The sequence below is a fragment of the Halopelagius fulvigenes genome, from assembly GCF_055398025.1.
This window is the reverse complement of sequence record NZ_AP043846.1, coordinates 2724131-2748085: the sequence shown is the minus strand read 5'-3', so window position 1 is coordinate 2748085 and position 23955 is coordinate 2724131. Positions and strand designations below refer to the sequence as shown.

Sequence of the window (23955 nt, the reverse complement as noted above, 5' to 3'; positions counted from 1 at the left end):
CACCTCCCGCGACGGCCGTGCGGTCGACGCGCGCATCGCGTGCGTCGGAACTCATCGCCGACCCTCCAACAGCATGTCCAGAAGCGCCATCCGAACCGGGACGCCGTTGTGCGCCTGTTCGAAGTACTTCGCGTACGCCGTGTCGTCTATCTCCGGCGCGATTTCGTCCACGCGCGGAAGCGGGTGCATCACCGTCAGGGAGTCCTTTGCCCGCGAGAGGTCGTCTACCCCTATCTGGTACTCGCCCGCGACCTTCCGGTACTCGTTCTCGTCGGGGAACCGTTCGCGCTGGATGCGCGTGACGTACAGGACGTCGAGTTCCGGGAGCACCTCGTCGAGTTCGGTGTGTTCGCGGACCTGCGCGCCCGACTCGTGGAGGTCGTAGCGGACGCTCCGCGGCAGTTGGAGGCTCTCGGGACTGACGAAGTGCTGGCGCACGTCGAAGTTCGTCAACGCCTCCGCCAGCGAGTGGACCGTCCGACCGTACTTCAGGTCGCCCATGATGCCGACCGTGATGTCGTCGAGCCCGACGTTCTCGCGGATGGTGTACAGGTCCAACAGCGTCTGCGTGGGGTGTTGCCCCGCGCCGTCGCCGGCGTTGACGAGGGGGACGTCCACGAACTCCGACGCCATCGACGCCGCGCCCTCGTAGGGGTGTCTGAGGACGAGGGCGTCGGCGTACCCCTCGACGACGCGGACGGTGTCCGCGAGCGTCTCGCCTTTCTTGACCGAGGAGGACTCGACGGGGCCCATGTCCACGGTGCGACCGCCCAACCGCTTCATGGCGGTGTCGAAGCTCATCCGCGTGCGGGTGCTGGGTTCGAAAAAGCAGAGACCGAGAACCTGTCCGGCGCGACGTTGCTGCCACGCCGCCGGGTCGGCGTCGATTTCGGCCGCCCGGTCGAGCACCGCCTCGATGTCCTCCCGCGACAGTTGTGCCGCGGAGATGAGGTGGTCCTGACGCATCGTTGAGTAGGGGGCGATGGACCGACTTGAATCACTCGGGTTCCGAACGCGGGCGAGATGCACACGTCCGTGCATCGCTCGCGCCGGAGAGCGAGTCCGCCGGAATCCCACACGTCGCTTCGCCGCGACGACGACGCTCCGAGCGTAGCACGAAGGGTCTCCGGTACGTCCTCTCTCGCTCCGACGAAAAAGAAAAATCGATCCGCGGCCCGTCCCCGGTTACGTCGGGGAGCGTTCAGGGCCAGTTGCCGCTCTCGGCGTAGGCGTCGGCGACGCGTTGGACGGCGACGACGTACGCCGCGGTTCGGAAGTTCGGCAGGTCGTGCGTCTCGTACGCCTCGACGAGGTTGTCGAACGCGTCGGTGATGACCTCTTCGAGCTCCTCGTTGACGCGTTCCTCGGTCCAGTAGAACCGCTGGCGGTTCTGCACCCACTCGAAGTACGAGACGGTGACGCCGCCGGCGTTCGCAAGGATGTCCGGGACGACGGTCACGTCGCGGTCCGTCAGCACCTCGTCGGCCTCCGGCGTCAGCGGACCGTTCGCCGCCTCGGAGATGACGTCGGCCTGCACCTCCTCCGCGAGGTCGCCGTCGATGGCGTTCTCCAGGGCCGCCGGAACGAGGAGGTCCACGTCGAGCGTCAGGAGTTCCTCGTTCGTCAGTTCCTCCTCGGCCCCGTCGTACCCGACGACGGACCCCGTCTCCTGCTTGAACTCTCTGACCTCGCGGGCGTCGAACCCGTCCTCGCTGTAGATGCCTCCGCTGGAGTCGGAGACAGCGACGACGTTCGCGCCGAGGTCCTCCAGGAGGTACGCCGCGATGGACCCGGCGTTACCGTACCCCTGCACCGCGACGGTCGCGCCCTCTATCTCCTTGTCGCGGTAGTCGAACGCCTCGCGGGCGGCGAGCATCGTGGACCGACCCGTCGCCTCGACGCGGCCCTCGGACCCGCCGGACGACAGCGCTTTCCCGGTGACGACGCCGGGTTCCGTCTTGTGTTCCAGCGTCTCGTAGGTGTCCTTTATCCAGTTCATCTCCCGCTGACCCGTGTTCACGTCCGGCGCGGGGATGTCCCGGTCCTCGCCGATGAGCGGTCGGAGTTCCTCGGCGAACGACCGCGTGATGCGTTCGAGTTCGCTCTCGGAGTACTGCTTCGGGTCGATGACGATGCCGCCCTTCCCGCCGCCGTAGGGGATACCTACGACGGCGCACTTGTACACCATCCACCCCGACAGGGCCTTCACCTCGTCGCGTGATACGTTCGGGTGGTAACGGATGCCGCCCTTGTACGGCCCCCGGTCGCCGTTGAACTGAGAACGGAACGCTTCGAACAGTTCTACCTCACCGTCGTCCATCTCGACGGAGAGGTTCAGTTCGAGCACCCGTTCGGGATTCTTCAGACGCTCGATGACGTCGTCCCCCACGTCCAGGTGGGCGGCGGCGTCGTCTATCTGTTCTTGCAGACTTTCGAACGGATTTGCCTCCTCGGGCATATTCCACCGTCCCGGCAGTGGATGGTTAAGTCTGCCGGGTTTGGTACTCCGTCGCAATATTTGTTCGGTTCTGCAGAGATATATCTAGGTGGTATCGTCTCCGGCGCGGTCCAGGATTCGCTCCGCCTGCGCGACGAGGGGCGCGTCTATCATCTCGCCGTCCACGCGGAACACCCCTCGCCCCTCCTCGTCGGCGGCGTCGCGCGCTTCGAGCACCCGTTTCGCCCACTCGACTCGGTCGGACGCGGGGGTGAACGCCTCGTTTATCGGGCCGACCTGCGCGGGGTGAATCGCCATCTTGCCGTCGTACCCGAGCGTCGCGGCGAACTCCGTCGCCTCGCGGAGGCCCGCCTCGTCCTCGAAGTCGGTGTAGACTGTGTCTATCGCGTCCGCGCCCGCCGCCGCCGCGGCGAGGACGACGCGTTCGCGGGCGTACAACACCTCCGTCCCCTCCGCCGTCCGCGTCGCGCCGATGTCCGCCGCCAAGTCCTCCGCGCCGAAGACGAGCGCAGTCGTCGGGTCCGCGGCGGCTATCTCGGGCGCGTTCAACGCGCCGCGGGCGCTTTCGACGAGTGCGAAGACGGGGAGCGTCCGCCCGCGCGCCTCCAGTTCCTCGGCGACGGTTCGCACGTCCCCCGGGGTGCCCGCCTTGGGGACCATCACCGCGTCGAGGCGCACGTCCGCGTCCGCGCCGTCGTCTCCGAGGAGGACGCCGAGGTCGGATTCGTAGTCGTCGCTCACTCGGACGACGACTTCGGCTCCCGGGTCGAACGACGGGTCCGAGAGGACGGCGCGCACCGCCTCGCGGGCCTCCGCTTTCCGGGCGGGCGCGACGGCGTCTTCGAGGTCGAAACAGACGATATCCGCGCCGGTCGCCGGGGCCTTCCGCATCAGTTCCGGGCGGTCGCCGGGCGAGAACAGCAAACTTCGTCTGGCCATATCCGAGGTACGCGAGGCGATGTGTTCAAACCGTGCGGTGCGGGAACGACCGGTACGATTTTTCGCCTCGCGCGCGAGGTTCCCCCATGACCGGGCGGTACTACGAGGAGTTCGAGGTGGGCGAGACCATCGAACACGAGAAGCGCCGAACCGTCTCCGAGGCGGACAACCAGCGGTTCTGCGACGTGACGATGAACCAACAGCCGTTGCACCTCGACGCCGAGTTCGCCGCGGAGACGCAGTTCGGCGAGCGACTCGTCAATGGGCTGTACACGCTCTCTCTCGGCGTCAGCCTGACGATACCCGACACCACCGACGGCACCATCGTCGCCAACCTCTCGTACGACGACGTAGAGCACCCCGAACCCGTCTTCCACGGCGATACCCTCCGCGCGCGGTCCACGGTGACGGACAAGCGGGAGACGTCCGACGGGGAACGCGGCGTCGTGACGATGCGCGTCGAAGTGATGAATCAGGAGGAGACGGTCGTCTGTTCGTTCGAGCGAACCGTGTTGTCGCTGAAGCGTCCCGACGAGTAGTCGCCTACCCGACGACGAGGACGAAGTTCGAAACCGACGCGAGGCCCCACGGCGTCGCCACGGCGAGGGGGATGAGCGGCCGCCCTCGGTTCGGGACGAGGCGGGCGGCGACGACGGCGAATCCGACGACGAGAGCCTTCAGTCCGACCATCGCCGGCAACGGACCGACCGCCGAGATGACGGCCCGGGCGAACGGGTTGCCCTCGGTGTACCCGAGTTCGAGGCCGTACGCCGTCAGGAGAACGTCGAGGACGAACGTCACGCCGACGAGTGCCCACAGCGTTCGTTCGTAGTCGGCAACCGCATCGAGGGTGGCGGCGAAGGCGGACGACGAGGGGGACGCCGTCGAGTTGGGCGCGGCCATGTTCGATGGGTCGGCGGGAGAGATCCTCAGTAGTCGTCACATACGGAGAGACTGTACAAATAAACTGAACGTTACCCCGCCGGTAGCTTCGTCGTATCGGGTTCCTAACGGATACGTCGCGTCCGAACGGGGGCGACCAGTCGGCGCGGAAGACGCATCTCGACGTTGTCGAATCTCGAACCGTGAACTCGTCTGGCGGGACGGGCGGGCGTCGCGGACCATCGCCGTCGAAGCGGACTCCTCGCACTCCATCGAACGAACGGTAGAATCATTACGCGCTGTTCCATCTCCACCACCCATGTCGATAGATTGGGGTGACGTGTCACACGTCACGAAGGTAGACCCCGCCGAAAATCTGCCCGAGGACCTGTCTATCCTCGACGGGACCGACCTCGTCATCGTCGGCGGTTCCGACGGCGTAACCCGGGAGAACTCCCTGAACGCGCTCGAACGGATCCGAGCGCACCACCCGGACGTTCCGTTGTTTCAAGAGCCGTACAGTTCGAGTCACGTCTCGGAGGAGACGATAGACGCGGCGGACTACCTCTCCGTCCCGGCGGTGTACAACGGCGACCGCGAGAACTTCGTCGCGAAGCACGTCAATTTCTTCACCGAAGTCGGCAGCAAACCAGAGGAGATACTCGGGTCGGGGCTTCCGCTCGTCGGCGACCTGATAGCGTCGAGGGGCCGGGACGCGATCGAAGCGATTTCGGAGAAGATCCTCGCGGAGGGGTACGTCGTCCAGAACCTCGACTCGAAGGCGGCCGCCGTCTCGGGCGTCGAATCGACGTTCACCGCGGAGCAGGTGGCGGGGGCGGCGTTGGCGACCGAGTCGTTCTACGGGTTCCCGATATTCTACGTCGAGTACTCCGGGACCTACGGCGGGCCGGAGGACGTCGCGGCGGCGGCGAAGTACCTCGACGACACCGTGTTGCTGTACGGGGGCGGCATCGAGAGTCGAGAACAGACCGAGGAGATACTCGACGCGGGTGCCGACGCCGTCGTCGTCGGGGACTGCTTCCACGAGGACCCGGAACGGTATCGACGGACCCTGTGTTGAGCGGTTCGCCCCCGCCCCCGAAACTCCGGGGAACGCTCGCCCCTACAGCACGGTGCCGTGTTTCTTCTCGGGCAGCGATTTCTCCACCGTCTCGTAGAAGGCGAACCGCCCGGCGAGTTCCGCCCGGAGGTCCGACGGCGGCACGATATCGTCGATGACGACTTCGCTGGCCATCCGGTGGGCGTCGATGTCCTCGCGGTACTCTGCGCGCAGTTCCGCCTCCCGCTTCCGGCGTTCCTCCGGGTCGTCTATCTCGTTCAACTTGTTGGCGTAAACGGCGTTGATGGCCGCCTCCGGTCCCATGATGCCTATCTCGCCCGACGGCAGGGCGATGATGCTCTCGGGGTCGTACGCCGGGCCGCCCATGGCGTAGATGCCCGCGCCGTACGCCTTCCGGACGACAACGGTCTGTTTCGGCACCGTCGCCGAGGAGGTGGCGTAGATGAACTTCTTGCCCTTCTCCAAGATGGCGTCGCGTTCGACCTGCGACCCGGCCATGAACCCCGGCGTGTCGCAGAGGTAGAGCAGGGGAATTTCGTAGGCGTCGCACGTCCAGATGAACTCCGCCGCTTTCTCGGCGGCGTCGGGGAAGATGGCTCCGGACCGCTGAGCGGGTTGGTTGGCGACGACGCCGACGGGTCGGCCGTCGATGCGCGCGAAGGCGGTGACTATCTCCGTCCCGTAGTCGGATTTGAGTTCGAAGACCGACTCGGCGTCGGCGACGCGGTCCAACAGGTCGCGGACGTCGTACGGGCGGTTCGGCGACTCGGGGATGAGTTCGTCGATGCCGTCGGGGGAGTACTTCGGCGGCACCGTCTCCGCTCGCGGCGGTTTCTCGCCCGCCTTGTCGGGGAGATACGTTATCAGGTCGGCGACGAGCTCGCGGGCGTGTTCCTCGTCGCGTGCGACCAAGTCGGCGCTCCCGGACTCCTCGGCGTGCATGCGCGCGCCACCGAGGTCCTGCATCTCTATCTTCTCGCCGGTGACCATCTCCACCATCCGCGGGGAGGCGATGGCCATCGCGGACATCCCCTCGACCATGACGGTGAAGTCCGCGAAGACGGGCGTGTACGCCGCGCCCGCGATGCACGGCCCGTAGAGGACGCAGATCTGCGGGACGCGGCCGGAGAGCATCGAGTGGTTGTAGTAGTACTTCCCGATGCCCTCCCGGTTGGCGAAAAAGCCCGTCTGCTGGTCGATTCGACCGCCGGAGGAGTCCATCAGGTAGAGGACGGGTCTGCCGTTCTTCAGCGCTCGCTGCTGCATCCGGAGGAACTTCTCGACGCCGCGGCGCGCCATCGACCCTGCCTTCACGGTGAAGTCGTTCGCCATGAAGTGGAGTTTCCGCCCCTCGAACTCGGCGGCGCCCGTGATGAGGCCGTCCGCGGGGAGGCGGTTGCCGTCGGTCGCCTCCTCGGCATCGACTTCGGGACTGTCCGGGTGCCACGAGTCGAAGTTGGCGAACTTGCCGTCCTCGAAGAGGACGCCCGACGCCTCGCCGTCCGCCGAAGCCACGCCGTCGGTCGAATCCCCGCCGTCACCGTCGTCGAACCACAGATCGAGGCGGTCGCGGACGAACAGTTTCCCCTGTTCGGAGAGTCGGTTTCGGTACTTCTCTGGCCCGCCTTCGAGGATATCGGCGATCTCCTCGCGGAGTTTCGCCTCCCGGTCGGTCGGACCGAGTTCGTCGTCGAGGGGGTACGCCGTCTCGGGCGGGTCTGCGGTCGCCGCGGGGGAGTCGCCGCCGGCGTACACTTCGACGCTCGTATCCAGGTGGCGGGCGAGTGCGCCGGCGATGGCAGACGCCTCGTCCGCGGAGGCGTCGCCGCCGATTCGGACCTTCATAGGTTCGACTCCGCGGCGTTATTCAAAATGGTTTTCTATGTAAGAGTCCGCCGGCGCTCAGTCGTCGGCGAGGTGCGCCTCGATGGGTTCGACGAGCGATTCGTTGCCGACGTACACCGGCGTCCGCGCGTGCAGTTCGTCCTTCTCGACGTCCATCAACGACTTCTCGCCGTCCGAGGAGTACCCGCCCGCCGTCTCGACGATGTGTCCGACGGGGTACCCCTCGAACTGGACGCGGAGTTTCCCTTCGGGCGTACCCTTCAGCGTCGGGTAGCCGAAGACGCCGCCGTAGGTGAGTACCTGGTTCACGTCGCCTATCATCGACCCGCCGTACCGGAGTTTCATCGAGTCGTCCGACTCTATCTCGCGGACGTACGCCTCGAAGGAGTCGACCCAGTCGGGGACGCGCCCGCCGAACCCGTACACCGTCGGGTCCTCGGGGAGCGTCAGGTCCTCGCGGACGGCGTCGTAGGTGCCGTCGGGGTGGACGACGTACTCGGTGACGGTGCCGTCGCGGGCCGTTATCATCGTCGTCGTCGCCCCGTAGAGGACGTACGCCGCGGCGACGATGTCGTCGCCCGTCGCCGGAAGCGGCGCGTCGTAGACGGAGACGATGGTGCCCATCGTGTTGTTGGGCTTGAGGTTCGAGGAGCCGTCTAACGGGTCCACGCAGACGGAGAGACCCGCGCCCACGCCGATGACCTCCTCGCGTTCCTCGCTGGCGTACTCGCCGACGCCCGCGATGTCGCCGATGCGTTCGAGAAGCAGGTCGTCGGCGAACACGTCGGCCTCCATCGGACGCTCCCCCGAGGGGTTCTCGCCCTCGACGTACTTCCGCCGGGTCGGGAGGCCCTGTCGGATGTCCGGGGCCGTCCGCGCCGTCACGTCCACTATCTGGTCGATTACGGAGGCGGCCGAACTCGCTTCGGTCGGGAGTGAACTCTCTTCGGTGGCCATCTCAGAGCCCCGCCGTTTCCAGCGCCTCGTCCGTGGTCGTTTCCTCGAAGATGACCTGCTCCAAGGCGTCGAGGATGCCTTCCGGGTCCTCGCGTTGGAACACGTTGCGTCCGACGGCGAGTCCCTGCGCGCCCGCGTTCATCGCGGACTCGACCGTCTCCAAGAAGTCGCGGTCGGACGCCTTCGACCCGCCGCTCATGACGACGCTCGTCGGTCCGGCGGCGCGTACCGCCTGCTGCATCGCGTCCTCCGAGCCGGGGTACTTCACCTTCGCGATGTCCGCGCCGAGTTCGAGAGCGAGGCGGGCGGCGTAGGCGATGGTGCCCGGCTTCTTGTCGTTCTTGAGGCCCTGTCCGCGCGGGTAGGACCACATCACGACGCCCATGTCGTTCTCGCGGGCGGCCTCTTGGGCGTCGCGGAACTCCTCTTGCATCTCAACCTCGTGGTTCGACCCGCCGTAGAGGGTGAACCCGATGGCGTCCGCGCCGAGGTCCGCCGCGTTCTCAACCGTCCAGTTGACGGCGGAGTCCGGTTCGCCCATCCAGAGGTTGCTCGTGCCGTTCAGCTTCGCGAGGAGCGACACGTCGTCCTCGTAGGAGGGGTAGTACGCCTCCGCGACGCCCTTCTGGACGGCGAAGGCCGTCACCGCCGAGTGGGTCGCCAAGTCCCACAGGACCTCGGGGTCGGCCGTCTCCGGCACCGGGTCGAAGTCCGACGGTCCGTGCTCCAGTCCGTGGTCGTACGCGAGGATGATGGACTTGCCGTTCCGAGTGATGGCGGAGTCGGCTCCGGGTTTCATTACTTCCATTTCGGGTAACTATCTATATAAGCTCTTTGCAGGTCGTCATTCTCGTGCCCGCAGAATCAAATGCAGAATATTTGCTTTAGAAACCGTGACAAGCCAGAACTGCCGGAAGTGGGAAATTAACTCGAAAAGTAAAAAGTTCTTCAAACGCCGTCGAGTCGCTCGTCGGCGGCGCGGACCCACCCCTCGACGAGGGACTGGTCCAACTGCAGGGCGTCGGCGACGCTCTCGGGGTCGGCGGTGGCGAGGCGGCGGACCGAGCGAATCCCGGCGTCGGCGAGTTCCCGAGCGTCCGCCTCCTCCACGCCGTCGAGGACCGTCACGGGAGTCGGGAGGCTCTCGGCGCGCCACGCGGCCTCCTCGTCCTCGGGCGCGGCGGACGCGTCGGCACCGGTCGCGTCAGACCGCCACGCCGCCTCCTCGTCGGTCACGTTCGAGTCGCGTTCGCCCCCCCGCATCGACTCGGCGCGCCACGCGGCCTCCTCGTCCTCGGGCGCGGCGTCGTCGGACGCGCCGTTCCGGTCGCTCTCGACGCTCCGACTCCGCCACGTCTCCTCGTCCGCGGTGGCGTCGTCGCCCGAACCCTCCGTTCCCGAGTCCGCCGACGCCGAGGCGGCGCGTTCGCGCCACGTCGACTCGTCCACGGGGTCGGCGTCCGTCGGTCGCCGGCCGTCCGGTCGCGCGTCCGCCTCGGCGGATTCGGTCCGACGGTCGACGGCGGCCCGGTCGCCGTCGCCCCCGGATTCGTCCGCGTCGCTCTCGTCGTCGCCCCATCCGGTCGAACTCGCGGCTATCCACGCCCGTTCCTCGTCGTCCAAGCCGCGGACCTGCGTGGACCGCCGCGAGAGGTCCGTGTCCGCCGCGTCGAACGACCACGACAGGGAGTGCTCGCGCCGTATCTTCGCCGCGACGCCGGGGTTGACGCCGATCTCGGTCAGATTCCGGTACGAGATGCGCTTTCGGACGAAGTCCGACAGTTCTATCTCCGACGATTCGAGCGCCTCGGCCGTCTTCGGCCCGACGAACCGGAGGTCCTCGAACGTCTCGGGGCCCTCGTCGTCGTCCGCCGCGTCGCTCTCGTCGGTGCTGTGCCACGGAAGCGGAATCTCCTCTCCCTCGTCCGCCTCGCCGGTCCCCTCCACGTCCGACAGGCGGTTGCGGTCGCTCACTCGTCCCGCTTCGACGTACTCGTTCACGCCGTCGCCGGCGTCTCCGCCTTCGGTCACGATGTCACCCGTTGGGTGTACCTTCACTGTTTCCGACTTGAGCGTTTCCGTGCCTATCTCCGGGCAATCATGTTGTCCGACGGCCGACGGAAGCGACGAAACCGACCGACGGGGGAACGTCCCCTCCGGCACGTTTACCACGCGACCGGACGCACGTCCTCCATGGACGTTCGTGACGTAAACGAAGCGGAGACGGTCGGCGTCGTCGGCGCGGGCACGATGGGCAACGGCATCGCACAAGTGGCGGCGACGGCGGGATACGACGTCGTGATGCGCGACATCGAACCGGAGTACGTCGAGCGCGGGTTTTCGAGCATCGAGGAGAGCCTCGACCGACTCGTCGGAAGCGACCGCCTGACCGACGAGGAGGCCGAGGCGGCGCGAGCGAGGATAACCGGGACGACCGACCTCTCGGACCTCTCCTCGTGCGACGTGGTCGTCGAGGCGGCCGTCGAGAACATGGACGTAAAGCGGGACATCTTCGCCGACTTAGACGGACTCGTCGACGACGACGCGGTGTTGGCGACGAACACAAGTACGCTCTCGGTGACGACCATCGCCGCCGCGACGGACGCGCCCGAACGCGTCGTCGGCGTCCACTTCATGAACCCCGTGCCGGTGATGAAGGGCGTCGAAATCGTCGTCGGCGAGAAGACGGCCGAACCCGTCGTTGAGTTCGCCCGCGACTTCTCGGACCGACTCGGCAAGGAGACGTGGGAGTCCGACGACAAACCGGGGTTCGTCACTAACCGCATCCTGATGCCGTGGCTGAACGAGGGCATCCGCGCCTACGACGAGGGCGTCGCCTCGAAGGAGGACATCGACCGCGGGATGAAACTCGGGACGAACGCGCCGATGGGCCCCCTCGAACTCGCTGACCACATCGGCCTCGACATCTGTCTCGACGCCTCGAAGACCCTGTTCGAGGAACTCGGCGACCGCTACAAGCCCGCCTACCTCCTCAAGCGGAAGGTCGCCGCCGGCGACTTGGGGAGGAAGACGGGGGAGGGGTTCTACGAGTACGACTGACTCCGCGACTCACCACGTGCAGTACTCGCACCGGTCGCCGTCGAGTTCCTCGGGGTCCGCCTCCCGTTCCTCGGCGGGGTCGATGACGCTCGACCGCTGACACCCCAAGATGTCCGTCCGGTGCCAGTCTCCGTCCGCCGCGCGAATCACCGTGAGTTCGGGTGCCATACGAGAATGGTCACTCTCTCGTCACGAAAAAGTATCGCCGACGGTGCGGGGGCGCGACGCCGGGGGAACCACTCGTTCGTTCGTTCGTCCGTTCGTCCGTCACCGGGCGAGAAGCGCCGCGGCGGCCAGAGAGAGGAGGAGAAAGACGACGCCGAGTCCGGCGAGTGCGCCCGAGAGCGCCCTCACCGCCGGAATCAGGTCGCCCGCGGCGACGTACGCCAGCAGGGCGGCGAACCCGAACAACCCCGCGACGAAAACGCCCACGAACGCCGCCGTCGTCGCGTCGAGGTAGTCGTCTGCCGGCACGACGCCCCCTTCTCGGTCCGACCCCAAATGGGTACCGAGGCGACAGTCTGAGTATCAGGACTGAACATCTGCGCGAACGCTTTATCGGGGGGAGTGCCGTTGCCGTTCGCATGATTACCGTCGAGAACCTCAGGAAGACCTACGAGGGGTTCCCCGCAGTCGTCGGGAGTTCCTTCGAGGTGGACCGCGGCGAGATATTCGGCGTCGTCGGCCCCAACGGCGCGGGGAAGACGACGACGCTGAAGATGCTCGCCGGACTCATCGAACCGACGGCGGGCGCGGCGCGCGTCGGCGAGTTCGACGCCGGCGACCCGGAGATGCGGCGATGCCTCGGCTTCCTCCCCGAGGAGTCACCCCTCTACGAGGACATGACGCCGCGGTCGTACCTCCGTTTCTTCGCCGACCTGCACGACGTGCCGTACGCGGAGGCGACGCGCCGGACGGAGCGAACGTTCGACCGACTCGAACTCGAACACCGGGAGCGTCGCCTCGGCGACATGTCGAAGGGGATGAAGCGGAAGGTGGCCATCGCCCGGTCGTTGGTGAACGACCCCGACCTGCTCATCTACGACGAACCCGCGTCGGGACTCGACCCTCTGACGACGAACTACGTCTTGGAGTTCACCCGCGAACTCGCCGAACGGGGCAAGACCATCGTCTTCAGCGCGCACAACCTCTATCACGTCGAGAGCGTCTGCGACCGGGTGGTCATCATGAACCGCGGCGAGATAATCGCCCGCGGGACGGTCCCCGAGATACGCGACGAACACGGGGAGACGACGTACCACGTCTTCACGACCGTTCCCGTCCCCGACGCCGAACCCGTCGGCGACGGGCGGCACCGGCGCGTCGTAGCCGACATGGACGCCGTCGAGTCCGTCCGCGCCGCCGCCGAGTCCGCGGGCGGCGAGGTGGACGTGGCCGTTTCCGGCGACGCCACCTCGGACCTGATACGGGCGGCGTCGTCCGTCGGCGGCATCGACGCCAGACCGTACCGGTCGGAGGACGCCGCGATGTGGGCCTTCGACAGGGGCGACGCGGACGCCGTCCTCTCGGCGGAACGGTTGCACGGGCGGGTGTTCGTGACGGCGACGGCCCCCGACTCGAACATCGCGACCACGGTGGTCGTCGTCCGACTCCGCGACGCCCTCCGCGAGTTCGAGCGGACCGAACGGGCCGAGCGGTCGGCGTTCCTGACGAGTTCGACGCTGGAGTTGCCGTCGGAGACGAAGTCGAGCCCGTACTACGGCTTCACGTACACGGTGCTCGTCCCGCTTCTCCTCTACCTCCCGGTGTTCATCAGCGGCTCTATCACCGTCGACTCCATCACCGAGGAGATAGACCGCGGGACGCTCGAACTGCTCCGGGTCGCACCGCTGTCGCTGTCGGACGTGGTGGACGGAAAACTCCTCGCGGCGGCGACGCTCGCGCCCGCCCAGTCGGTGCTGTGGATTCTCCTCCTCGGCGTCAACGGGACGCCCGTCTCGAACCCGCTGTCGCTCTTAGTGATGGTCGCCGCGCTCTCGACGCTCGTCTGCTCGCTCGGCGCGGCGGTGGCGCTCCTCTCGCCCGAACGGCGCGCCGCGTAGTTCCTCTACTCCATCGGCGTGCTGTTCGTCTTCGGCGGCACCACGCTGTTCCCGCACAATCCCGTCAACACGTCCGCGCGCCTCGCAATCGGGAGCCCGGACCCCCTCGCGCCCGCCGTCGTCGCGTCGTACGTCGTCCTCGACGCGGGCGCGTATCTGGCGGTCCGGTACCTCGTCGGCGGCGTGGATCCGAACGAACTGTGAACTCTACTCGACGAACTCCACGCCGGTAATCTCGAACCGCCCGCCGCCCTCCGGCCCCTCCGCGGCGGTCACCTCCCACCCGTGAGCGTCGGCGACGCGCCGCACTATCGAGAGGCCGAACCCCGTCCCGTCGCGCGTCGTCGAGTAGCCCGTCTCGAACACGTCGTCCCGCCGGTCCGGCGGGATGCCGGGGCCGTCGTCCTCGACGTGGAAGCCGCGGGCCGATTCGCCGACGCGGACGGTCACGTCCGGGCCGCCGTGTTCCACGGCGTTCCGGACGAGGTTCTCCAGCAGTTGTTGCATCCGCCCCTCGTCCGCGCGGACGACGCGACCCGCGTCGGCGATGAGCGTCGCGTCCGCCGTCTCGACGTTCCGCCACGCCGATTCGACGGCGTCGCCGAGGGCCACCGGTCTGGTCTGCGTCGCCGCCTCGCCCTCCCGCGCGAGCGCCAACAGGTCGTCTATCAGCCTCCCCATCCGTTCGTGGGCGTTCGCCACGTCCCGGAGGTGGTCGCTGTCGCACTCCTCGGCGGCGAGTCCGAGGCGTCCTTGGGCGACGTTCAGCGGGTTCCGCAGGTCGTGGGAGACGACGCTGGAGAACTCGTCGAGTCGCTCGTTCTGCTGGCGGAGTTCGCGCTTGCTCGCCAACTGGTCGAGCGCCTGCCCCGTGTGCGAGACGAGCAGTTCGGCCAGTTCCACGTCGTCCTCGTCGAACGCGCCGGCCCGTTCGCTGACCGCCTGAAAGACGCCGTGGTCGCCGAGGGGGACGCTGAGCGCCCCGCGGTACGGCCCCTGCGGGTTCGCCTCCTCGGCCGTCCGCACGTCGTCGAACAGGTACGACTCGCCGGTCCGGTACGTCTTCCCGACGATGCCGTCCTCGACGGACATGGGGGCGACGCCGTCCGACGGAACCTCCTCGGAGACGGCCACGACCGACAGCAGGCCGTCGTCTTCGAGGTTTATCACGCACTGGTCGAACTCTAGGATGCTCTCGGCGACGTCCACCGTCCGCCGACAGACCTCCTCCGGCGTGCCGAACGTCGTGATGTCGGTGGCGATGCCGTGGAGCTCCTCCAGCGCCCTCTCGCGCTCTCGCTGCCGTCGGTTGCTGAGCACGCGGAGCACCTGGTCCGCGAGTTCCCCGGCGAACCGGCGCTCGTCGGCGAACCACTCGCGCGGTTCGCCGACGTGTTCGTGGCAGACGACGCCGACGACGCCGCCGTTCGACCGAATCGTCGCGTCCAGGACCGAGCCGATTTCGAGCGGTTCGAGGTACGCTTCGGCGAGTTCGGCGGTTCGCGGGTCGGTCCGCGCGTCCTCGGCGGCGAGAGAGCGGTGCGCCTCCAACGCCTCGAAGTAGGTGGGGTAGTCCGCGGCGGTCAGTTCCTCGCCCTCGGCGTGCGCGTCGGCGGACCGTTCGTACAGGTCCGCGCAGCGGAGGACGCTGTTACCGTCCTCGAACAGCCAGATTCCGACGCGGTCCACGTCGAGCGTCTCGGCGGCCGTCTCGGTTATCGTTCGCTTCCCGGTCTCGAAGTCGCCGTCGGTGATGCGCTCGTCGGTCGAGAGTTCGACGACCGTCCGTCGCTGCCGCGCCCGACGCTCTCGACTGTGGTAGTCGTCCGTCACGTCGCGGAAGACGAGCACGACGCCGATTACCTCGCCGCGCTCGCTCTCTATCGGCGACGCGCTGTCGGCGACGAACCGCTCGGTGCCGTCCCTCCCGACGAGGACCGTCCCGTTGGTCAGTCCGACCGCGCCGCCCGTCTCCAACACCCGCCGTGCGGGGTTCTCCTCCGGTTCGCGCGTCTCGTGGTCGATAATCTCGAACACCTCCGAGAGCGGTTCGCCGGCCGCCTCCTCGGCGGACCACCCCGTCAGTTCCTCCGCGACCGGGTTCATCCGCGTCACCCGCCCCTCGACGCCGGTGGTGATGACGGCGTCGCCGATGCATTCGAGGGTGACCCGGAGGTTCTCCTCTCGCTTCCGCAGGCGACGCTGGGTGCGGTGGTGTTCGTGCTCCTGTACGATGGCCCGCGCGAGGACGCCGTACTGCGAGGTGGGGTCGCCGCCCTTCCGGAGGTAGCGGTCCGCGCCGAGGTTGAGCGCCTCTATCGCCACCTCCTTTCTGCCCCTCCCGGTGAACATGATGAACGGCACGTCGTCCTCGAACTCCTGACGCACCGTCTCGAGCACTTCGAGGCCGTCCATCTCCGGTATCTGGTAGTCGCAGACGACGACGTCCACCTCGCGGCGCTCTATCGATTCCAGCCCCCGCCGCGGGGACGACGTCGTCTCGACTTCGATTCGCGGCGTCTCCGTCTCCAAGAAGCGTCGCGTGAGCTCCAAGAGACTCTCGTCGTCGTCGATGTAGAGCGTCCGAATCGGCGAGACGCGCTCGAAGTCCCCTTGCTCCCGCATCAGTGGGACTCCTTTCGCGCAATAGATTAAAAGAGTTACCAGCACCCGAACGCGCGCGTCGCAGGCTCCGCCCTCCCGCGTCCGAGAGGCGTCGGGTCATGCCCGGTGAAGGGTTCCCCGCGTGGAACATCCGAGTCGGAACGCACTCAAGGTAAGAGGACGGTGTTCGAGGTATGGGACTCGGAGGAACCGCGAAGAAGCTTCAGAAAGTGGCCGAGATGGCAGAGGACGTCTACGCTCGATTGAACGACTTGCGCGACCAGATTCACGCGATGCGCGAGACGGTCGACGAGACGAAAGACCGCGTGGACACCCTCGAAACGGAGTCCGCCGAACAGCGAGCCATCCTCGAAGCCATCGCCGAAGAGCAGGGTATCGACGTCGAAACCGTCACCGCGACGGCGCACATCAAAGAGGCCGAGGCGGACGAAACCGCGGGGGCGGGCGACGCCGACGCCGCGGACGCCCCGACGGACGCCGACGCGACGGACGCCGACGCGACGGACGCGGGGACCGCCGACCCCGAACCCGCCGACGAAGCGTAACGCCGCTTCGGCACCGCGATTCACGTCGGCGCGCGACCCGACCGGTAGTAGTTCGGCTCCCGTCCGCCGCCGACGGATGACAACCTTCAGGTTCGGGGGCAACTTTTGCCACCGCATGACCACGGACCGCGAGCCGCTTTCCTCGGTGTTGGAAACCATCGGCCGGACGCCGTTGGTCCGCGTCCACGCCTCGCCCGACGAGGTGCCCGTCTACGCCAAGGTGGAGTCGTTCAACCCGGGCGCGAGCGTCAAGGACCGCATCGGGAAGTACATGCTCGAACGGATGCTAGAGGAGGGGACGCTCCCCGAGGGCGGCACCGTCGTGGAACCGACCGCCGGGAACACCGGCATCGGCATCGCCGTCGCCGCGGGGCAGCTCGGCGTCGACGCCGTGTTCGTCGTCCCCGAACGATTCAGCGTCGAGAAGCAGCAACTCATGCGCGCGCTCGGCGCGACGGTCGTCAACACCCCGACCGAGAAGGGGATGGACGGAGCGATACGGCGCGCGCACGACATCGCCGACGACTTGGACGACGCCGTCGTCCCCCAGCAGTTCTCAAACCCCCTGAACGCCGAAGCGCACTACGAGACGACGGGGCCGGAGATTTACGAGGCGCTGGACGACGAGGTGGGCGCGGTCGTAATCGGGTGCGGCACGGCGGGAACGCTCATGGGCGTCGCCCGGTACGCCCGCGAACGGAACGAGGACACCTACGTCGTCGCCGTCGAACCCGAGGGGTCGCTGTACTCCAGACTCGAAGGCGAGGACGTCGAGGAGGCCGACTACAAGACGGAGGGCATCGGAACGCACAACCTCGAGACGAACGAACTGTTCGACGACTCCCTCGTGGACGAAATCGTCCAGATAGCCGACCGAGACACCCACGCAGAGGTCAAGCGACTCGCGAGCGAGGAGGGGCACCTCGTCGCCTCCTCCTCCGCCGCCGCGAGTCTCGCCGCGCGCGGCGTCGCCGAACGCATCCGCGACGGCGAGGTCGACGCGCCGCACGACACCGTCGTCACCATCTTCCCCGACTCCAGCGAACGCTACCTCTCGAAGGGAATCTACCGCGACTTCGAGTCGTGGGAGGGGTAGTCGGCGCGGCGTCGCGACGGCGGAGCACGACACCGCCGCGATACCGCCGCGTTACCGCACGAGGCGGCCGTGCTCTACCTTCATACACCTGTCCTGCACGACGGTTAGCCCCGCCTCCTCGGCGCGCGCGGCCGCCTCGTCGTCTCGTATCCCCTGTTGGAGCCAGATTGCGTTCGCGTCGCCGGCCGACTCGTGACGTTCGAGCACGTCGTCGACGATTCCCGGAACCTCCTCGCTGGGGCGGAACACGTCCACGACGTCTATCTCGGCGTTCTCCGGCACGTCCGCCAGCGAGTCGTACGCCGTCTCGCCGAGAACCTCGTCGGCGAAGGGGTTGACGGGAACCACCTCGTACCCGTGGCGTTGGAGGTACGCGGGTATCTCGTGGGCGGCCTTCCCGGCGGTGGTCGAACAGCCGACGACCGCGATGGTTTCGGCGTCGAGTACGTCCCTCATTCCGGCGTCGTCGGTGACTGGCATGGGTACACGGAGGGCGGGCGCGAACAAAAATCGTGGCCGTACGTGCGCACGCGTCACACAGTCAGGCGGCGGGAAGTCAGTCCGAAGCGAGAAGTTCAGTCCGCGGCGAGGCGAATCTCGGGGTCGCCGTCCTCGCGGGTGGTGACGATGCCGTCGAACAACTGCTTCAGCGTGTTCATCGTCTGGTCGTCGTAGGCGCTGGAGTCGATGGCGAACAGGCCCAGTCCGTCCACGCTCTGGATGCGCCCGGTGAACACGTGCAGGAAGCGGAACACCGTCTGCAGGTCGGCGTACATCAGGAGCGTCGAGAGCGAGTGCAGCATGACGCGGTTCTGCTCGATGTGGCGGTCCCGATAGAACGCCTGCAGGAACTCCGAGAGCTTGATTCCGATGCCCGTCATGTCCACGGGCGAGGACGTGTACTTGATGCGGTCGTCGTCGCGGATGTCGCCGAGATCCTGCTGGCGCGTCACGCAGTCCACGACCGCGACCGGCTTCCCCTCGTAGGGGACGCGCTTGCCGAAGTCCGAGAGGACGCGCTGTGCGCCGTCCTTCGTGGTGACGATTATCGCGCCGTCGCCGCGCTCGGTCCCCTCCGCGAGGACGTCGAGCGCCAGCGACCGCTTTCCGGTGAGCGGCGGTCCGCTGATGAGGATGTTCGTTCCCGGTTGGACCTCCGTGTCGAGATCGGGGCCGAGGTCATACATGCGGGTCCCTCGGGGCTGAGCCGTCAGCATGGAGATAAACGTTCGCGTGACGGGTCGACTCGCCGGGAGTCATTAGATGTAAGGTGATATCGTGATGCGATAATATTCTTTTTGATTCCGTAACAAGCGACCGATTCGGCGAGCGACGGACTCCGTCGAGCGACCCCTTCGCCGCCGGTTCGGCGGACACTCACGCGGGTACGCCGCCGGACGCGGTGATTCGCCCGGCGATGAACGCCGCCGTCGCCAGCAACATCCCCTGTTTCAGTCGCGACTGGCCGGCCGACGGGTCGGAGAACGCCCGCGCCGCGCCCCAGAGCATGACGCTGTCGGCGGGGAGCACGAGTGCGAGGTAAGCGGCGCCGAACCCGCCGACGAGGAACGGGACGACGCTCGACGCGACGGCGACGGCCAACACGGCGACGCCGAGCGTCAGGGACCGCCGTTCGCCGACCACTATCGGAAGCGTCCGCAGGCCCTCCTCTCTGTCGCCCGCGACGTCTTCGACGTCCTTGGCCACCTCCCGCGCGAACGTCGCCATCGCCGAGAGGGCGAAGAGGACGAGCACCGTCGTCTCGAACGCGCCGTCCACCGCGGCCGCGCCGAACAGGAACGTAGACCCCGTGAGATACGCGACGACGACGTTTCCGACGCCGGGGAGGCCCTTGAAGAGCTCCGTGTAGGCGAGCAACGCGACGAGGTTCACCACGGCGATGGCGATGGCCGTGACGGGGAGGACGGCCGCGGAGACGACCGCCCCCGCGAAGAGCGCGACGCTGAACCAGAGCGCGCCGCGTTCGCTCACCGCGCCGCGCGGAATCGGGCGGCTTGGGCGGTTGATTCGGTCTATCTCGCGGTCGAAGTAGTCGTTCACCGCGTTGCCCGCCGCCGTGGCGAATATCGTGGCGGCGACGGCGGCGACGATGGCGGCCGGCGCGAGGAGTCCGTCCGCGACGAACGCGCCCGTGAACGTGAGGACGCCCGCCGCCGCGACGTTGCCGGGACGGGTGAGTTCGAGGAGTCCGCGCGCCGTCTCCGACGGCGACGACTCCGCCTCGCGGACGCTCGATTCGGACTCTGCGGCCGGTGGCATACGACGTACTCCCGAAGCCGCGGAGATAAATGGCGCGGAGTCGGACGGATTCGCACGACGAGTCCGAATCCGTGGGTTTAAAACGAATCGCCTCACTACGTAGTAGCGAGGGCGCTTAGCTCAGTCTGGACAGAGTGCTTGGCTTCGGACCAAGTTGCCGTGGGTTCAAATCCTGCAGCGCCCACTTCTCTGCGAGGAACGTACGTGACGAGCGAGACGTTTACGCGAAGGATTTGAATCGGGGAGCGAGCGACCGAGGTTCAAATCCTGCAGCGCCCATGATTCTTCCGCGAACAACGTGAGCGGAGAATCATCTACCGCGAAGGATTCGAACGAGACCGAGGTTCTGCGGAAGCGTGGGTTCTCGGGCGTAGTCCACGATCCTGCAGGGTCCACGGAATCGATAGATTACAGCGTAGAATGTCGCCCGCCCTCTACGAGAGTTCGAGAAGTTGTTGAGCCAGTTTTCGAGGCACCGACACCATCGGCCAGTGCCCCGTGTCCAGTTCGCGGAGTTGCCACCCTCGCTGCTCACACAACTGCCGAATCATATCCAGGGTGGAGTCGTCCATCCCGTTCTGGGTGCAGAGAATATAGCTGGTGAGTAACGCTGCGTCCGGATTACCGACGTTCACCGGCTGTTTGAACGTGTTCAGCGGATGCGGAACAGCCTTTTCCCGCATCCACCGCGTGTCCTCGTCCGAGATGCCCACCCAGCCTGGAGGGTCATCTGGGAGCGACCAACCTCCAGCATGGCCTTTTGCCGACGCTTCCATGGCTTCCCACTCGTCCGGAGGATAGAACTCAGATGCCGAAACCGGCTCGTCGTTCATCGGAACCAGTGCATCCAAATAGACGACGTGTGCGAGCCGCTCGGGGACTCGTTCTGCCACGCCGGTCACTACAAGCCCCGCATAGCTGTGCCCGAGGAGAACAACGTCCGTGAGCTCGTTGTATTCGAGTGCATTCACGATATCCGTGATGTGCGTTTCTAAGTCGATCTCGAACTGAGCAAGGTGTTCTCGTTCACCAAGCCCAGTGAGTGTCGGTGTGTATACTTCGTGTCCCTCGTCACGGAGCAGAGGGGTGAGGTACTTCCAGCACCAGCCGCCGAGCCATGCTCCAGGAACGAGAACGAACTGTCGTGCCATGGTTCTTAGAACGGTTGCGAGCCTGATATAGATCTCTGCGAGGAACGTACGCGACGAGAGAGCAGTTTACCGCGACGGATTTGAGTCGGGGAGCGAGCAGTAGCGAGCGACCGAGGTTCGAATTCTGCAGCGCCCACTTCTCGATTGGAGTCCACTATTAGCGGAGACGCGTCGCTCCCCCGTTTCGTGAGACGCGTACGGATTCGACGTCGGTGCCCGCCGCCGGAAGCGTACCCGGTCCACCGTCGATGACCGACCGGTACGTTCGGTGCTCGGCCGAGGACGAGTCCGACCCGGAACGGTCGAAAAATACGTCGAACGGTGCTGTTCTCCGTAACTTCCGTTACGTTCCCGACGAACCCCCTTCGCTATCCCTCTTCTCGTCGTGACCGTTCCTCCTGCCGGTCGTGCTATTGTCTTCGATAGGAATGTTCTCCTCGCCGTCGAGACCGTGCCAGACGCCGTTATCTCCGACGATATCGGCGCGGCCTCGGTCATTGTCGACGAACAGCCGGACGATCGACGCCGGTCCGACCTCGAGTGTCACCGTGCCGTCACCGTCGACGTCTTCGACCGCGTGCTCGACCGCGTGGTTCGTCGGTTCGTCCCACGAGGACGGTAGCTCGTGGGGCAGTGGACGTTCCGCGGTGGCCGGTTTGAGCTGGACGACTTCGACCGACTTGTCGGCGTACCGGTCGCCCAGTTCGACCGTCACCTCGCTCGGTGCGCGGAGGTTGCGGTTGGTCAGGAACACGGCCAGTTCCTTTCCGCGTCGGTTCTGCATCGCGGCGGCGTCGACGTACGAGACGTCGTCCATCGGATCGATCCGCGGTCCGGTGTCGGGGAGGTTACGGCTAGCACCGCTCGTCGCGACGTCGACGGCGTGCCACTCGGCGTCGAGCTCGAAGACGGCGGAGTACAGTCCGGTCACGGAGCCGTCGGGACGGAGGGGATTCGGATCCGGCGGGTGATCGACCGTTTTCATCGGAACCCACGACTTGATCGGGACCCACGTCTGAGCGGCCCACCTGACGGTATCGGTCTCCCGAATGCACGCGTTGAGGACGCCCGCGACGTAGGACGCGCCGGGCATCGTATCCGGACCCGGATACGGCGCGCCGTCCGCGACGGTCGGGAAGATTCCGATTTCGCTGAGGTTGACGTAGAAGTCGTCGCCGTAGCCGTGTTCGTCAGCGAGCGTTCCGAGCTCGCCGAGTTGTTCGCCCAGCTGGGTCGCGGCCATCACGATCACTTCGTTGTAGTCCCAGTCGTCGGCGTCGTGTTCGTCTTTCCACGATTCGACGTCCTCGGCGCTGTCTAAGCCCCACTGGTAGCGGTGGATATTCAGCCCGTCGAGCTGATCGGGCGACAGTTCGTCCAACAGCGTTTCGTTCCACGGATTGTCGTTGTGTTCGGCCTCGGCCGGGTCCCAGCCGCTCGCGATGATCGTGATCGAATCGTCGACCTCGCGCATCGCCGCGGCGTACTCGTCGAAGCCGATCCGCTCTTCGGAGCCGGTGGCGTACTCCGAGGCGTCGGACGTGTGACCGAACTGCCAGTCGCCCCAGACCTCGTTTCCGACGCCCCAGTGTTCGACGTTCCAGGCGTCAGTGTAGCCGTGTTCGGCCCGTAGCGCCCCCAGCTCGGTGTCGGTCGAGCCGTTGACGTACTCGACCCAGTCGGCGGCGTCCTCGGGGAGGATCTGCCGCTCTTCGCCCCACTCCGGCGCGTTGTCGTGCCAGCCGATCGTGATCTCGGGAACGAGGTCGGCCACCTCGCACAGTTCGAGGTACTCGGCGGTCCCGAAGAAGTTCGGCTGCATCCCCTGCCAGGCGTGATTGAACCGGGGCGTCCGCTCCTCGAGCGGGCCGATCCCGTCGCGCCAGTTGTACTGGCTGGTGACGTTGCCGCCGGGCCACTTCAGCCACGTGCCGTTTTGGTCTTCGAGGAGTTCGATCGTGAGCGGGTTGAACTTGCCGTTGACGGCGTCGTCGGCAGCGAGTTCGATGAAGTCGATGTCGAAGTGTCCGTCGCCCTCGGCCGTGAACTCCACGGCGTACCGGCCGTACGGCGTCTCGACGTCGTCGACGGCGCCGCCCACGTATTCGTCGCCGCTCTTCTCCTCGAGTTCGAGCGTCGGCTCGTGGCGCGTCCACTCGCCGGTGACATCCACCTCCGTCGAGGCGAGGACATCGCCCTCGAGCGTCGTGATCGAGGCCGCAACGGCGTCGACGTCGCCGCGCACCGAGAAGCCGAGGTCGTAGCCCAGCGTCCGGTAGTCCGGCAGGACGATTCGCTGTTTGATACCGCCGGTCGAGCCGTCCTCGACGGCGATGCGCTCGTAGCCGACCGTCCCGTGGGAGGCCGATCCGCCGGCGACGCGCTCGCCGTCGGTCCGGTGTTCGAGGCTCACTCCGGTCTCTCCCACCGGCTCCCACGGGTACGGGAGCATGTCGTGGCGCTCGACCTCGTAGAACGTATCGATCTCGTTCGCGTCGAACCAGTAGTCCGGCGTCCGCCAGAACGTCGGGTTCATCACGTGCAGTGAGTAGACGCCCGGATAGATCGTCGCGTCGCCGTAGTGTTCGTTCAGGCGGCCGAACAGCGTATCGGGGACTGCACTCGCCGACCGAGCGTCGGTATCGACGGTCACCGTGTTCTCGACCGCGTTCCCTGATGTCGCCGACACGACGCCGGGCCCTAGCCCGACCGCCGACCCGGCGACCAGCATCGATTGTGCCGCGAGAACCTGTCGCCGAGAGACGCCGTTTCCGTCCGTCTCACTGTTTCCGTCGTCGTCGTTCTTTGGATCTACCGTCATCCACCGGCGAATAGATCATTATAGTATTAAATGATTGCTAGGTGTCATGAAAGATGAATACGAGACCGGATCGAGCACAGCGAGGGAGCCTATAACCGATCTAAGAGCTGCCAGAACTGGTAGTCTTGCAAGGGCCAAATTCGGCCGACTCG

The 23955-nt window shown here is 66.6% G+C and carries 23 protein-coding genes and 1 tRNA gene; 8 read left to right on the top strand and 16 right to left on the bottom strand.

From position 1 onward, the window contains the following. Positions 1 to 51 precede the first annotated feature (51 nt). The 3 genes from pyrB to ACZ522_RS19170 all read right to left on the bottom strand — a co-directional run bounded on the left by pyrB (position 52) and on the right by ACZ522_RS19170 (position 3397). The gene (gene pyrB / locus ACZ522_RS19180) at positions 52 to 966 is read right to left on the bottom strand and encodes an aspartate carbamoyltransferase (RefSeq protein WP_379695913.1); all 915 of its coding nucleotides are present in this window, start codon (positions 964 to 966) and stop codon (positions 52 to 54) included. A gap of 235 nt (positions 967 to 1201) precedes the next feature. Beyond that, positions 1202 to 2458 (bottom strand): Glu/Leu/Phe/Val family dehydrogenase, encoded by a 1257-nt coding sequence (locus ACZ522_RS19175; protein ID WP_379695915.1) that lies wholly within the window; start codon positions 2456 to 2458, stop codon positions 1202 to 1204. Between the two features lie 84 nt (positions 2459 to 2542). Beyond that, positions 2543 to 3397, bottom strand: a complete 855-nt coding sequence (locus ACZ522_RS19170; protein WP_379695917.1) for an HpcH/HpaI aldolase/citrate lyase family protein — start codon at positions 3395 to 3397, stop codon at positions 2543 to 2545. 86 nt (positions 3398 to 3483) lie between these two features. Between ACZ522_RS19170 and ACZ522_RS19165 the strand changes: the two genes are divergently transcribed. Then, positions 3484 to 3936: a MaoC family dehydratase gene (locus ACZ522_RS19165; protein ID WP_379695919.1), complete on the top strand. Its 453-nt coding sequence runs from the start codon at positions 3484 to 3486 to the stop codon at positions 3934 to 3936. Positions 3937 to 3940: 4 nt separating this feature from the next. Here ACZ522_RS19165 and ACZ522_RS19160 read toward each other — a convergent pair whose 3' ends face one another. Continuing rightward, on the bottom strand, positions 3941 to 4300 hold the full coding sequence (locus tag ACZ522_RS19160; RefSeq protein ID WP_379695921.1) for a DUF5658 family protein: 360 nt from the start codon (positions 4298 to 4300) through the stop codon (positions 3941 to 3943). Between the two features lie 298 nt (positions 4301 to 4598). Here ACZ522_RS19160 and ACZ522_RS19155 point away from each other — a divergent pair, with 298 nt between their 5' ends. Further along, positions 4599 to 5360: a geranylgeranylglyceryl/heptaprenylglyceryl phosphate synthase gene (locus tag ACZ522_RS19155; protein WP_379695923.1), complete on the top strand. Its 762-nt coding sequence runs from the start codon at positions 4599 to 4601 to the stop codon at positions 5358 to 5360. A 42-nt stretch (positions 5361 to 5402) separates the two neighbouring features. Here ACZ522_RS19155 and ACZ522_RS19150 read toward each other — a convergent pair whose 3' ends face one another. The 4 genes from ACZ522_RS19150 to ACZ522_RS19135 all read right to left on the bottom strand — a co-directional run bounded on the left by ACZ522_RS19150 (position 5403) and on the right by ACZ522_RS19135 (position 10220). Continuing rightward, positions 5403 to 7205, bottom strand: coding sequence for an acyl-CoA carboxylase subunit beta (locus tag ACZ522_RS19150; protein WP_379695925.1), 1803 nt, complete (start codon positions 7203 to 7205; stop codon positions 5403 to 5405). A 57-nt stretch (positions 7206 to 7262) separates the two neighbouring features. Further along, positions 7263 to 8162 carry a class 1 fructose-bisphosphatase gene (locus ACZ522_RS19145; protein ID WP_379695927.1) on the bottom strand — a complete coding sequence of 300 codons (900 nt, stop codon included), beginning with the start codon at positions 8160 to 8162 and terminating at the stop codon, positions 7263 to 7265. A gap of 1 nt (position 8163) precedes the next feature. Beyond that, the gene (locus tag ACZ522_RS19140; protein ID WP_379695929.1) at positions 8164 to 8961 is read right to left on the bottom strand and encodes a class I fructose-bisphosphate aldolase; all 798 of its coding nucleotides are present in this window, start codon (positions 8959 to 8961) and stop codon (positions 8164 to 8166) included. A 149-nt stretch (positions 8962 to 9110) separates the two neighbouring features. Then, positions 9111 to 10220: a DUF7409 domain-containing protein gene (locus tag ACZ522_RS19135; RefSeq protein ID WP_379695931.1), complete on the bottom strand. Its 1110-nt coding sequence runs from the start codon at positions 10218 to 10220 to the stop codon at positions 9111 to 9113. 135 nt (positions 10221 to 10355) lie between these two features. On the opposite strand from ACZ522_RS19135, the gene ACZ522_RS19130 reads away from it, so the two are divergent. Further along, positions 10356 to 11222, top strand: coding sequence for a 3-hydroxyacyl-CoA dehydrogenase family protein (locus ACZ522_RS19130; protein ID WP_379695933.1), 867 nt, complete (start codon positions 10356 to 10358; stop codon positions 11220 to 11222). A 9-nt stretch (positions 11223 to 11231) separates the two neighbouring features. Here the strand turns inward: ACZ522_RS19130 and ACZ522_RS19125 are convergent, their stop codons facing one another. Both ACZ522_RS19125 and ACZ522_RS19120 read right to left on the bottom strand, forming a co-directional pair. Next, on the bottom strand, positions 11232 to 11390 hold the full coding sequence (locus tag ACZ522_RS19125) for a hypothetical protein (protein WP_379695935.1): 159 nt from the start codon (positions 11388 to 11390) through the stop codon (positions 11232 to 11234). Positions 11391 to 11489: 99 nt separating this feature from the next. Continuing rightward, positions 11490 to 11696 (bottom strand): hypothetical protein, encoded by a 207-nt coding sequence (locus ACZ522_RS19120; protein WP_379695937.1) that lies wholly within the window; start codon positions 11694 to 11696, stop codon positions 11490 to 11492. A 110-nt stretch (positions 11697 to 11806) separates the two neighbouring features. On the opposite strand from ACZ522_RS19120, the gene ACZ522_RS19115 reads away from it, so the two are divergent. After that, positions 11807 to 13285, top strand: coding sequence for an ATP-binding cassette domain-containing protein (locus ACZ522_RS19115; RefSeq protein WP_379695939.1), 1479 nt, complete (start codon positions 11807 to 11809; stop codon positions 13283 to 13285). A gap of 18 nt (positions 13286 to 13303) precedes the next feature. Next, positions 13304 to 13489, top strand: coding sequence for a hypothetical protein (locus tag ACZ522_RS19110; RefSeq protein WP_379695941.1), 186 nt, complete (start codon positions 13304 to 13306; stop codon positions 13487 to 13489). Positions 13490 to 13492: 3 nt separating this feature from the next. Here the strand turns inward: ACZ522_RS19110 and ACZ522_RS19105 are convergent, their stop codons facing one another. Further along, the gene (locus tag ACZ522_RS19105) at positions 13493 to 15910 is read right to left on the bottom strand and encodes a GAF domain-containing protein (RefSeq protein WP_379695943.1); all 2418 of its coding nucleotides are present in this window, start codon (positions 15908 to 15910) and stop codon (positions 13493 to 13495) included. Between the two features lie 173 nt (positions 15911 to 16083). On the opposite strand from ACZ522_RS19105, the gene ACZ522_RS19100 reads away from it, so the two are divergent. After that, complete coding sequence (locus ACZ522_RS19100; protein WP_379695945.1) at positions 16084 to 16455, top strand: DUF5798 family protein; 372 nt, start codon at positions 16084 to 16086, stop codon at positions 16453 to 16455. A gap of 115 nt (positions 16456 to 16570) precedes the next feature. Beyond that, complete coding sequence (locus ACZ522_RS19095) at positions 16571 to 17551, top strand: PLP-dependent cysteine synthase family protein (RefSeq protein WP_379695947.1); 981 nt, start codon at positions 16571 to 16573, stop codon at positions 17549 to 17551. Positions 17552 to 17602: 51 nt separating this feature from the next. On the opposite strand, the gene ACZ522_RS19090 is transcribed toward ACZ522_RS19095, so the two are convergent. The 3 genes from ACZ522_RS19090 to ACZ522_RS19080 all read right to left on the bottom strand — a co-directional run bounded on the left by ACZ522_RS19090 (position 17603) and on the right by ACZ522_RS19080 (position 19831). Further along, positions 17603 to 18031 carry a CoA-binding protein gene (locus ACZ522_RS19090; RefSeq protein ID WP_379695949.1) on the bottom strand — a complete coding sequence of 143 codons (429 nt, stop codon included), beginning with the start codon at positions 18029 to 18031 and terminating at the stop codon, positions 17603 to 17605. Positions 18032 to 18126: 95 nt separating this feature from the next. Continuing rightward, positions 18127 to 18738 (bottom strand): RAD55 family ATPase, encoded by a 612-nt coding sequence (locus tag ACZ522_RS19085; RefSeq protein WP_379695951.1) that lies wholly within the window; start codon positions 18736 to 18738, stop codon positions 18127 to 18129. A gap of 190 nt (positions 18739 to 18928) precedes the next feature. Then, a complete protein-coding gene (locus ACZ522_RS19080) occupies positions 18929 to 19831 on the bottom strand; it encodes a geranylgeranylglycerol-phosphate geranylgeranyltransferase (RefSeq protein WP_379695953.1) in 903 nt (300 codons plus the stop codon). Between the two features lie 109 nt (positions 19832 to 19940). On the opposite strand from ACZ522_RS19080, the gene ACZ522_RS19075 reads away from it, so the two are divergent. Then, a tRNA-Arg gene (locus ACZ522_RS19075) sits at positions 19941 to 20015 on the top strand. 250 nt (positions 20016 to 20265) lie between these two features. On the opposite strand, the gene ACZ522_RS19070 is transcribed toward ACZ522_RS19075, so the two are convergent. Together ACZ522_RS19070 and ACZ522_RS19065 are read right to left on the bottom strand one after the other, a co-directional pair. After that, a complete protein-coding gene (locus ACZ522_RS19070; protein ID WP_379695955.1) occupies positions 20266 to 20982 on the bottom strand; it encodes an alpha/beta fold hydrolase in 717 nt (238 codons plus the stop codon). 343 nt (positions 20983 to 21325) lie between these two features. Further along, on the bottom strand, positions 21326 to 23803 hold the full coding sequence (locus ACZ522_RS19065; RefSeq protein ID WP_379695957.1) for an alpha-L-arabinofuranosidase: 2478 nt from the start codon (positions 23801 to 23803) through the stop codon (positions 21326 to 21328). Positions 23804 to 23955: the final 152 nt, after the last annotated feature.